Below are 10,095 nucleotides of genomic sequence, written 5' to 3'. Positions count from 1 at the left end.
CGAGATGCAGCACGACGACCGAATCCTTGCCGCCCGAGAACAGCAGCGCGGGCTTGCTGCACTCGGCGACGAGCTCGCGCAAGATGTGGATCGACTCGGCCTCGAGCCAGTCGAGGTGGCCCATCCGGCTGGACGACGCGCCGGCGGGCGGGGCAAAAGCGGATTGTTCGAGCGTCGTGCTCATGATTACGGTCCTTGTCTGGGTTTGTGCCGCCGGGTTGACCGTCGGCGCAGCAATCTGGCTATCTTATTATGTGCCGGCTCCGCTCAGGCGGAGGCGGATTCGGCACCGGCGGACGGCACGGGCGTGATCGTGATGTGCAGCCCGCATTCCTTCGTGTCGCGCGACTCCCACCACCAGCGGCCCGCGCGGCTGTCCTCGCCGGGACGGATCGCGCGCGTGCACGGCTCGCAGCCGATGCTCGGATAGCCGCGCGCGTGCAACGGATTGACGGGCACGTCGAACGCCTTCAGGTACGCCCATACGTCGCTTTCCGTCCAGTCGGCGAGCGGGTTGTATTTCGCGATCCCCCGCGCGGCGTCGCGCTCTTCCTCGTGAAGCTCGGCGCGCGTGACCGACTGCTCGCGCCGCTGGCCCGTCACCCAGGCTTCGACGCCCGCGAGCGCGCGGTTGAGCGGCTCGACCTTGCGGATCTCGCAGCAGCGCTTGCGCAGCGCGACGCTGTCGTAGAACGCGTTCAGGCCGTGCTCGGCGACGTACGCGTCGACCGCGTCCTGCTGCGGACGGAATTGCTCGATCTCGTAGCCGTAGCGCTCGCGCACGCGCTCGATCATGCCGACGGTCTCCGCATGCAGGCGGCCCGTGTTCAGCGAGAAGACGCCGATCGCCACGCCCTTCGACAGGATCGCGTGCGTGACGAGCATGTCCTCCGCCGCAAGGCTGCTCGCGAACTTGACCTTCGGATGACGCTCGGCGATCTGCGCGAGCAGCGCGTCGAGCCGTTCGATCTTCGCGCTCAGCTCGGGCGTGAGCGCGGGTGCCGTCGTGCCGCTCATGCGCTCACCCCGCTCGCCGCGCGGCGGCGAAAGAGCGGCGCCGGGTTGTCGACCGCGCCCTGATAGCGCTGCGAGAACTCGCCGAACGCGTTCAGCGCATCGTGGATGTTCTTGTCCGCGCGTACCGCGAACGCATCGAAGCCGCAGCGCGACATGTAGAGAAGCTGGTCGCGCAGCACGTCGCCGATCGCGCGCAGTTCGCCCTTCCAGCCGTAGCGCTCACGCAAGAGGCGCGCGATGCTGTAGCCGCGGCCGTCCGCGAAGCGCGGGAAATCGACGCCGATCACCGCGATGCGGTCGAAGTCGGCGACGAGATCGGCGGGCTCGCTGTCGGGCGCAAGCCACACGCCGAGCGCGTCCTTCGTCTTCGCGGCGACGAGCGCCTCGCGCTCGGCCTGCCACAGCGCGAACGGCACGAGCACGCTGCCGGCCGGCAGCGCGTCGACCGCGGGCAGCGCGCCGTCTTCGGCCGCGCGCACGACTTGCCATGCGTCGTCGATCACTTCGCGATTCTTGATAATCAAAGCCATCTGCAGATTCCTCTACGCTGGGTTACGCGTGCGCGGTCTGGCGCGCCGCGTAGACGCGCTCCTTGAACGGCGCGATGCCGATGCGGTCGTACGTGTCGATGAAGCGCTCGCCGTCGACGCGCGCGTCGACGAACGTGTCGATCAGCTTCGAGATCACGTCCGGCACTTCCTCCGCGGAGAACGACGGGCCGATCACGCGGCCGAGGCGCGCGCCGCCCGCGCCCGTGCCCTGCTCGCCGCCGAGCGACACCTGGTACCACTCGGCGCCGTCCTTGTCGACGCCGAGAATGCCGATGTTGCCGACGTGGTGGTGTCCGCACGAGTTCATGCAGCCCGAGATGTTGAGCGATACGTCGCCCAGGTCGTACACGTAGTCGAGATCGTCGAAGCGCTGCTGGATCGCGAGCGCGATCGGGATCGACTTCGCGTTCGCGAGCGAGCAGAAGTCGCCGCCCGGGCACGCGATGATGTCGGTCAGGAGCCCGACGTTCGGCGTCGCGAAGCCGGCCGCCTTCGCCTTCTCCCACACCGCGAACAGGTCGTGCTTCTTCACGTTCGCGAGGATCAGGTTCTGCTCGTGCGATACGCGCAGCTCGCCGAACGCGTATTCGTCGGCCCAGTCGGCGACCTGCTCCATCTGCGCGTCGGTCGCGTCGCCCGGCGCGACGCGGTGGTTCTTCAGCGACAGCGTGACGGCCGCGTAGCCCGGCACCTTGTGCGGCGCGACGTTGCGCTCGACCCAGCGCGCAAACGCCTTGTTCTCGAGCAGATGCTGCTCGAACGACGCGTCGGTGTCGGCGAGCTTTTCGTAGACGGGCGGCTGGAAATACTGCGACACGCGATCGAGCTCATCCTGCGTGAGCGTCGACGGGCCGTCCTTCAGATGCTGCCATTCCTCTTCGACCTGTTGCGAGAACTTCGCGGGCGACAGCGCCTTCACGAGGATCTTGATCCGCGCCTTGTACAGGTTGTCACGGCGGCCGTAGCGGTTGTATACGCGCAGCACCGCTTCGCAATAGGTGAGGACGTGCTGCCACGGCAGGTTCTCGCGGATAATCGCCCCGACGATCGGCGTGCGGCCGAGGCCGCCGCCTGCGAGGATGCTCGCGACCACTTCGCCCGCTTCGTTCTTCTTCAGGTAGACGCCGAGATCGTGGATCTGCACGGCCGCGCGATCGAGCCTCGAGCCCGACACGGCGATCTTGAACTTGCGCGGCAGCCATGCGAATTCGGGATGGAACGTCGACCACTGGCGCAGGATCTCGGCCCACGGACGCGGATCGATTTCCTCGTCGTGCGCGACGCCCGCGAACTGGTCGGCGGTGATGTTGCGGATGCAGTTGCCCGACGTCTGGATCGCGTGCATCTGCACCGAAGCCAGCTTCGCGAGGATCTCGGGCGTTTCCTCGAGCTGTACCCAGTTGAACTGGATGTTCGTGCGCGTCGAGAAGTGGCCGTAGCCGCGGTCGTGCTCGCGCGCGATGCGTGCGAGCATGCGCAACTGGTCGCTACGAAGATTGCCGTACGGAATCGCAATGCGGTGCATGTAGGCGTGGCGCTGCATGTACAGGCCGTTCTGCAGCCGCAGCGGACGGAACTCGTCCTCGCTCAATTCGCCTGACAAGCGGCGGCGGACCTGGTCGCGGTACTGCGCGACACGCTCGTCGACGATCGTTTGATCGTACTGATCGTACTGGTACATTCGGGGACCCCAGGGTTTGCTCGATATGACCGCGCGGCGTCCTAGCCACGCCGCGCCCGAATCCTGCACCGCCTGCACCGAGCCGGCCATCCGCCCGGCCGCTCATTTGCTAATGACGATTACAGATATCCATATTTGAAAAACACCGGGGAATCGTAATAAACTCTCTATATATTTCAAACGACTAAAAAATTCTGTTGATATGCGGAAGGGTTATAAATGAACCTGCACCAATTTCGCTTCGTGCGCGAGGCCGTCCGCCAGAATTTCAACCTCACGGAAGCTGCGAAGGCGCTGTATACGTCGCAGCCGGGGGTTTCGAAGGCCATCATCGAGCTCGAGGACGAGCTCGGCGTCGAGATCTTCACGCGCCATGGCAAGCGCGTGCGCTCGCTGACCGAGCCTGGGCGGATCATTCTCGCGTCGGTCGAACGGATCCTCCAGGAGGTCGAGAGTCTTAAAAGGGTCGGAAAAGATTACGCAGCGCAGGACCAGGGTAACCTGACGATCGCGGCGACGCACACGCAGGCCCGCTACTCGCTGCCCGCCGCGATCGCCGAGTTCAAGAAGCGCTTCCCGAAGGTCCATCTGTCGATCCTGCAAGGCAGCCCGACCCAGGTTGCCGAAATGGTGATCCACGACCAGGCGGACCTCGCGATCGCGACCGAGGCGATCGCCGACTACAAGGAGCTCGTGTCGCTGCCCTGCTTCCAGTGGCACCACGCGGCCGTCGTGCCGGCCGACCACCCGCTCCTCGAGCGCAAGCCGCTGTCGCTCGACGATCTGGCGCAGTTCCCGCTCATCACGTACGACGACGCGTTCGCGGGCCGCAAGAAGATCAACCAGGCGTTTGCGTTGCATCGCCTCACGCCCGACATCGTACTCGAGGCGATCGACGCGGACGTGATCAAGACCTACGTCGAACTCGGGCTCGGGGTCGGCATCATGGCCGACATCGCGTTCAATCCGGAGCGCGACCGCAACCTGCGCGCGATCCCGGTCGGGCATCTGTTCGGCAGCAACGTGACGCGGGTCGCGCTCAAGCAGGGCGCGTATCTGCGCGGCTATATCTATACGCTCGTCGAGCTGCTGTCGCCGACGCTCAACCGCAAGCTCGTCGAGACCGCGCTCAAGGGCGAGGCCGAGACCTACGAGCTGTGACGCGCGGGGCGGGCGCTGCTTTGCAGCGCCCCTTCGCGCGGCGTTGCGTTCCCGAACCGGCATGGAGCCGCCTCGCATGAAGCCATCCCGCCCGCTCGCCGTGCGGCCGCCTGCGCCGCGCTCGCGCTCGTCTGCGCCGCGGCGCGCGCCGACCTGACGGTCGGCGTCGATCTGTCGACGACGGGCCCCGCCGCGACGATCGGCCAGACCAGCAAGAACGCGATCCTGATGTGGCCGAAGACGATCGCGGGACAGAAGCTGCGGGTGATCGTGCTCGACGACGCGTCCGACCCGGGCGTCGCCGTGCGCAACATCCGCAAGCTCGTGACGGAGGACAAGGTCGACGTGGTCGTCGGGCCGAACATCACGCCCGCCGCGCTCGCCGCGCTCGATCCGATCGCCGCCGCGCAGACACCGATGATCACGCTGATCGGCTCCGGCTCGATCGTCGAGCCGCAGCAGGGCAAGCGCGTGTGGGCGTTCAAGATGGCGCAGGGAGACCGCGCGATGGCCGACGTGCTGACCCGCTACATGGCGAACCACGGCGTGAAGACGATCGGCTTCGTCGGTTTCGCGGACAGCTACGGCGACAGCTGGCTCGACGAATTCACGCGCTTCGCCGAGCTGCGCAAGCTCAGGATCGTCGCGACCGAGCGCTACAACCGCACCGACACGAGCGTGACGGGCCAAGCGCTGAAGCTGATCGCCGCGAAACCGGACGCGATCCTGATCGCGGGCGCGGGCACGCCGACGGTGCTGCCGCAGCGCACGCGGATCGAGCGCGGCTTCAAGGGACTGATCTGCCAGACGCACGGAATCGCGACGCCCGAATTCTTGCGGCTCGGCGGCAAGGACGTCGAAGGCACGTTGTTTCCGACGCAGCCCGTCGTCGTCGCGCGCACGCTGCCCGCCGACCATCCGGCCAAGCAAGCGGCGCTCGCGTTCGTCGACGCGTACGAGGCGAAGTACGGCCGCGATTCGGTCATGCAGTTCGCGGGCGATGCGGCGGGCGTCTACCCGCGCCTCGCGGACGCGGTCGGCCGTGCGCTGAAGACCGCGCAGCCGGGCACGCCGGCATTCCGCACGGCGCTGCGCGACGCGCTCGAGCATGCGCACGAGCTCGTCGTGCCGAACGGCATCGTCAATACGAGCGCTACGGATCACGTCGGGCTCGACCGGCGTGGGAGCGTGATGGGGATCGTGAAGCGCGGTGCGTTCGCCTATCTGAGCCAGTGAATCGCCCGCCGCCGCGCAACGAAGGAAGCAGAACGCTTGCCCGCGTGGGGGATTTCAGTAATAATTTGCCTTTTCGCCGCGCGCAATCGCATGTGCGGCGCAGGTTTGCCCAGGTGGTGAAATTGGTAGACGCAGGGGACTCAAAATCCCCCGCCGCAAGGCGTGCCGGTTCGATTCCGGCCCTGGGCACCAACAAATGATCCTCGAAATTCCCGACCGGTCGCAAAAACCTTGATAAATAAAGGCGCGGAGGGAAATTTCGTTCCGGAAGAGTCCGGCTCGGTTCGTTGAAAGCCGGGGATACGCAGGGGTACTTTTAGGGGTATGTCCTCACTTCGAGGCTCCAACAAGCGGAGATACCCCTGATGCCCTTGACCGATACGGCAATCCGGACTGCCAAGCCCGGACAGAAGATTCAGAAGCTCTACGACGGCAGTGGTCTATTCTTACAAGTCATGCCGAGCGGCCAAAAATACTGGCGGCTCAAGTATTACTTTGCAAAGAAGGAAAAGCTGCTTGCGCTCGGCGTCTACCCCGATGTTTCGTTGGCCGTCGCTCGCAGAAAGCGCGACGAAGCACGCTCCAAACTCGCCGAAGGCATCGATCCAAGCGAAGCGAAGAAGATGGAGAAGCGCGAATGCAAGCTCAGCGCCGACAACACGTTTGAAGCGATTGCGCTTGCCTGGCTCGAAAAGCGCAAGACTGTTGTAGAAATCGGACAGTACCAAAAAACGCTGGCCCGGATGAACAAGGACGTGTTCCCGTGGCTTGGCACTCGCCCCATCAAGGAAATTACCCCGCCGGAAATTCTGTCGGTACTTGAACGCGTCGACAAGCGGGGCGCGCGGTACACAGCACACCGCGTTCGCAGCGAAATCAGTCGGGTTTTCCGCTTCGCGATCAAGAAGGGCGCGGCCGAAAGCGATCCTGCAAGGGACTTGTTCGACGCGATTGAGCCACCAGTCGAAAAGCACTTTGCTGCGATCACCGATCCGAAGAAGGTCGGTGAAATGCTGCGGGCTTTCGACGGGTTCAGTGGCACATTTCCGGTGCTCTGCGCGCTCAAGCTTGCGCCGATGCTGTTCGTCCGCCCCGGTGAACTCCGCAAGGCCGAATGGAACCAGTTCGACTTGGACAAGGGCGAATGGCGTTATCTTGTCACGAAAACAAAGACCGATCACCTCGTTCCGCTCGCTCGGCAAGCCGTCGTCATCTTGCGTGAACTGCACGCGCTGACCGGTCGCGGCCGTTATGTTTTCCCTGGTGCCCGTTCTGCCGAGCGACCAATGAGCGAAGCCGCGATCAACGCGGCACTTCGCCGCTTGGGTTATGACACACGAACCGAAATTACCGGGCACGGATTTCGTGCGATGGCTCGTACCATCCTGCACGAAGAACTTGAACAAAAGCCGGAAGTGATCGAGCACCAGTTAGCGCACGCTGTACCAGACGCTCTTGGCGGGGCGTACAACCGGACTAAATTCATCAAGGAACGTCGCGCAATGATGCAGCTGTGGGCCGACTATCTTGAGCGGCAAAAAGTCGGGGCGGAAGTTATTCCGCTCAGTGCGCGAGCAGCCTGATCAAGTTTCGGTCCTTGATCAACAGTCACCAACTGATCCAATGAAGGCGGCAGCACCCAAAAGCGCTGCCGTTCCACCACGAAGTGCCACGCCAACTATCCAAGTCGTAACATGTGGGTCGACGACGCAATCGTGCGGCCAAGAGTCAAGCGCCAAGTGCCGCGAGCGCATCTCGTACATCCTGCAAGGTCGGCGAATACAATCTCACAAGCGGTACGCCCAATTGCATGCAGACGGTCTGAGCATGCTCCAACTCCTTTCGAGCGAAAGCTTCAATTTCAGATTGCTTCCAGGTCGTGTCACCTCGTTGCCGAAGCCTTTCGGCAATGGTCTCGCCAGGCGCCTCCAACAGGATCACTCCTTGAACTATGAGTTGGGCGAAGGTCTCGACTCCGATCTTTTCATGGACATCGGCGCTCCGGCGTAACACGAAATGACCGTCAAGGACGATCATTTCCCCGGCCTCCTCAAGCCGCTGCACCGCCGCAACCAAAGCCCTCTGGTTCTCATCGATATCATCGACCTGCCGCGAAACGGTCCAGTTCGCCAGTCCTCGCTGCTCTTTGATGAGTTGGCTCGCAGTTGCATGTCGGACCCCAAGTTCTTCACATACCGGCTGCAAGACATACGTCTTGCCAACGGCATGAACCCCGCCGACAAATATCGTCATCGCTTGCCCTTTCTCGTCGTCATCTTCTCAAGTTTCATGTACTCGCTCGCATCCAAGTATCTAAACGATTGAGGAGGCACAAAGTTGCCGAACACGTCCGAAGGCTCGACATGCTTAGCGAGCTTGACGACCTTTCCTAGCAGCACGGCAACCCCCTGCGACTTGTCAGCGAAGTACGACCGAAGCTCTTCCCTCGTCAGCCCACCGCCTCTTTCGACACACGTCCTCCAAAGCGAAGTCGGCGATGCAACGACAATTTCGTCTACTTCGACAGTTCCAACAATTTTCTGGATCGGGGAACTCGAATAGAGCACGATCATGCTCACATCCTGCGCTGCCCAGGACCGGCGAAACTCGACCCGTTTCGAGCCTGCAAGTATCAAGTCGGCATACTTGGGCTTGATGGATAGCAGAACAGCCCTACCGCCTTGACGCGGCAAGGACTCTTGAAAAAGAGACATCAGAAACCTTGCGGATAGATTGAATCGGCCCCGTCACAACACCGTCTTGCATGAGCCGCTCATACGGAACGACGGTCGGAAGGTGACCGACTAGTCGAAAGAGGATAACCTTGGTGGGCTTCTTCGCCAACTCGTCGATTTCGCTAAGGCTGTAGACAGTACGGCGACTGACCAAGCTTGCGATTTGAGCACCGTCACAGGAAACTTCAAATCGTTCAACGACGCCTAACGAAGTCACAGCCTTCTCGTCATCAGTTCGATAGAACAACAGGACATCTCCTGGACGAACCGATTTGGTCTGTGCGTGGCAGAGATACGCTAGCTTGATGGCGTTGCCTACGTTGCCCGTTGGCGCAAAAAGGCCCGGTTGGAGCGACACATAGTCAGGAAAAAGAATTTCGTGATAGCGCGGCTGGATCGGGACCAAAAATTTCTGCACCTGCGAATCAGATCGATAGTGCGGAAAGTACCGCCGCACGTACTCGATGGGATCAGCACCATCCGTCGGTGGCTGGAAAACAGGGTGCGGCTTGACCAGCACCACGTCCCCACAATAAGTGCCACGCTCCGCGAAGCCAAAATCCATCAGAACTCGGATCAAGTAATCCTGACTTTCCGCACTTGCAGTGATGAAAAGGTGCGCACACTGGTTCTCAGTCGCGAAGCGAAATGCGGCCTTCAGGAATAACTCGCCAATCTTTCGTCCACGCACAAGTTCGCCAACTTTGAATGTGCATAGCTTCAGGGCCAGGCCTGGAAGAGTCTCACCAGCATCGTTCAGAACCTCATCATTCTTAATCTGGTATATACAGATGGCCCCCAAGACACCATCGTTGTCTCGGTATATCCACGCATGTCGATCCTCTCTCGCCTTGTCGCGAAACCATTCATCGAAACCGACGCGGCCAGTGGTAGGCGGATATCCGCTCCGTAGGCTGTCGAAAAATGCTCCCGGCAACTCAGGTGTCAGACTATGAAGGGGAATATCCTGAATGTTTGGCAGGACGATCTGCCGCGTTTCATGAAGGCGCTTTAGCCAATCTTCAGCGGTTTGGACCGTATAAACTCGATGCGCAAGCCCGCGTGTGCGGGCCTTCGCATGGATACCTTTATCTTCCGTGACTAAGGCGTGTACAGCATCGCAATGAAGTGCGTATAAAAGTTCATTGTCACACGCGTCATTTGGACCTGTCTCGGATGTGTTCCAAATGCATGGCGCAGGGTCATTCAGAGCGGGATACTGCCTAATGCGCTGAAGGTTCCGCAAACGCCGCTCAGAATTGCTGTCCCGCTCGAAGTCTGCGATGTTGGCGGGGTGATACATCAGTTGATGACCGCCAATGCTTGCCAAGCGAACAAAGTTCGCCAAGTTCCCCTCAAGTACTTGAAGCGAATCCTGAAGTGGAATCAAGACATTCGTGTCTAACAAGAACCGTAAGCGCTGCGGCACTCCTGACTACCCCCGTTCGTTTTCTGAGACACTCCGCCCAACGAAGGGCACCCCGCTCCCTAGACCCACGGGTTCTCATAGATAGTTCGTCGAAGCGCACGTGCAGCAAAGAACGCCATGCGCTCAAGCTCACATTCCATTTCTTCTGGATTTTCGATTAGGGCGTGTTCACACTATCGAAGGGCTTCGACAATCAGGGCGAAGTTGATAAAGGCAATGAACATCAGATCGAGTTTGTCGAAGCGCGAGAAGATGCGACGAAAGCCCTTCAATCGACGGAACAGC

The 10,095-nt window shown here is 61.6% G+C and carries 9 protein-coding genes, 1 tRNA gene and 2 pseudogenes; 4 read left to right on the top strand and 8 right to left on the bottom strand.

Going from position 1 to position 10,095, the window contains the following annotated elements:
- The 4 genes and pseudogenes from WS62_RS35355 to WS62_RS29000 form a co-directional block, all read right to left on the bottom strand.
- A pseudogene (locus WS62_RS35355) lies at positions 1–184 on the bottom strand (sulfate adenylyltransferase subunit CysD); the annotation flags it as partial.
- Positions 185–267: 83 nt separating this feature from the next.
- Complete coding sequence (locus WS62_RS29010) at positions 268–1,017, bottom strand: phosphoadenylyl-sulfate reductase (RefSeq protein ID WP_066578328.1); 750 nt, start codon at positions 1,015–1,017, stop codon at positions 268–270.
- Positions 1,014–1,547: a DUF934 domain-containing protein gene (locus tag WS62_RS29005; RefSeq protein WP_066578326.1), complete on the bottom strand. Its 534-nt coding sequence runs from the start codon at positions 1,545–1,547 to the stop codon at positions 1,014–1,016. Before WS62_RS29005 ends, WS62_RS29010 begins: the two co-directional genes overlap by 4 nt.
- A 22-nt stretch (positions 1,548–1,569) precedes the next feature.
- Positions 1,570–3,249 carry a nitrite/sulfite reductase gene (locus WS62_RS29000; protein WP_066578323.1) on the bottom strand — a complete coding sequence of 560 codons (1,680 nt, stop codon included), beginning with the start codon at positions 3,247–3,249 and terminating at the stop codon, positions 1,570–1,572.
- 219 nt (positions 3,250–3,468) lie between these two features.
- On the opposite strand from WS62_RS29000, the gene WS62_RS28995 reads away from it, so the two are divergent.
- The 4 genes from WS62_RS28995 (at position 3,469) to WS62_RS28980 (ending at position 7,229) form a co-directional block, all read left to right on the top strand.
- Positions 3,469–4,410: a CysB family HTH-type transcriptional regulator gene (locus WS62_RS28995; RefSeq protein WP_006024855.1), complete on the top strand. Its 942-nt coding sequence runs from the start codon at positions 3,469–3,471 to the stop codon at positions 4,408–4,410.
- Positions 4,411–4,494: 84 nt separating this feature from the next.
- Positions 4,495–5,646 (top strand): ABC transporter substrate-binding protein, encoded by a 1,152-nt coding sequence (locus WS62_RS28990; RefSeq protein ID WP_066578320.1) that lies wholly within the window; start codon positions 4,495–4,497, stop codon positions 5,644–5,646.
- A gap of 107 nt (positions 5,647–5,753) precedes the next feature.
- Positions 5,754–5,838: transfer RNA gene (locus WS62_RS28985), tRNA-Leu, on the top strand.
- Positions 5,839–6,011: 173 nt separating this feature from the next.
- Positions 6,012–7,229 (top strand): tyrosine-type recombinase/integrase, encoded by a 1,218-nt coding sequence (locus tag WS62_RS28980; protein WP_060372171.1) that lies wholly within the window; start codon positions 6,012–6,014, stop codon positions 7,227–7,229.
- Positions 7,230–7,374: 145 nt separating this feature from the next.
- On the opposite strand, the gene WS62_RS28975 is transcribed toward WS62_RS28980, so the two are convergent.
- From WS62_RS28975 to WS62_RS28960, 4 genes and pseudogenes are all read right to left on the bottom strand, one after another.
- The gene (locus tag WS62_RS28975; RefSeq protein ID WP_066578312.1) at positions 7,375–7,899 is read right to left on the bottom strand and encodes an ATP-binding protein; all 525 of its coding nucleotides are present in this window, start codon (positions 7,897–7,899) and stop codon (positions 7,375–7,377) included.
- Complete coding sequence (locus tag WS62_RS28970; protein ID WP_063807600.1) at positions 7,896–8,360, bottom strand: ASCH domain-containing protein; 465 nt, start codon at positions 8,358–8,360, stop codon at positions 7,896–7,898. The genes WS62_RS28975 and WS62_RS28970 overlap by 4 nt, the downstream gene beginning before the upstream one ends.
- Positions 8,320–9,729, bottom strand: coding sequence for a GNAT family N-acetyltransferase (locus tag WS62_RS28965; RefSeq protein WP_231748442.1), 1,410 nt, complete (start codon positions 9,727–9,729; stop codon positions 8,320–8,322). Before WS62_RS28965 ends, WS62_RS28970 begins: the two co-directional genes overlap by 41 nt.
- Positions 9,730–9,983: 254 nt before the next feature.
- Positions 9,984–10,095: pseudogene (locus tag WS62_RS28960) on the bottom strand (IS5-like element ISCARN85 family transposase); the annotation flags it as partial.

Origin of the sequence: Burkholderia sp. ABCPW 14, from assembly GCF_001523835.1 — a bacterium.
In the GTDB taxonomy this organism is placed as follows: Bacteria; Pseudomonadota; Gammaproteobacteria; order Burkholderiales; family Burkholderiaceae; genus Burkholderia; species Burkholderia mayonis.
The sequence above is the reverse complement of the archived record's forward strand: the minus strand, read 5'-3'. Positions and strand labels throughout refer to the sequence as shown.

What these genes read in the sequence shown, in the direction of transcription:
- WS62_RS29010 (WP_066578328.1), bottom strand. Translation starts at nt 1,017, where the DNA reads ATGAGCGGCACGACGGCACCCGCGCTCACGCCCGAGCTGAGCGCGAAG.
- WS62_RS29005 (WP_066578326.1), bottom strand. Translation starts at nt 1,547, where the DNA reads ATGGCTTTGATTATCAAGAATCGCGAAGTGATCGACGACGCATGGCAA.
- WS62_RS29000 (WP_066578323.1), bottom strand. Translation starts at nt 3,249, where the DNA reads ATGTACCAGTACGATCAGTACGATCAAACGATCGTCGACGAGCGTGTC.
- WS62_RS28995 (WP_006024855.1), top strand. Translation starts at nt 3,469, where the DNA reads ATGAACCTGCACCAATTTCGCTTCGTGCGCGAGGCCGTCCGCCAGAAT.
- WS62_RS28980 (WP_060372171.1), top strand. Translation starts at nt 6,012, where the DNA reads ATGCCCTTGACCGATACGGCAATCCGGACTGCCAAGCCCGGACAGAAG.
- WS62_RS28975 (WP_066578312.1), bottom strand. Translation starts at nt 7,899, where the DNA reads ATGACGATATTTGTCGGCGGGGTTCATGCCGTTGGCAAGACGTATGTC.
- WS62_RS28970 (WP_063807600.1), bottom strand. Translation starts at nt 8,360, where the DNA reads ATGTCTCTTTTTCAAGAGTCCTTGCCGCGTCAAGGCGGTAGGGCTGTT.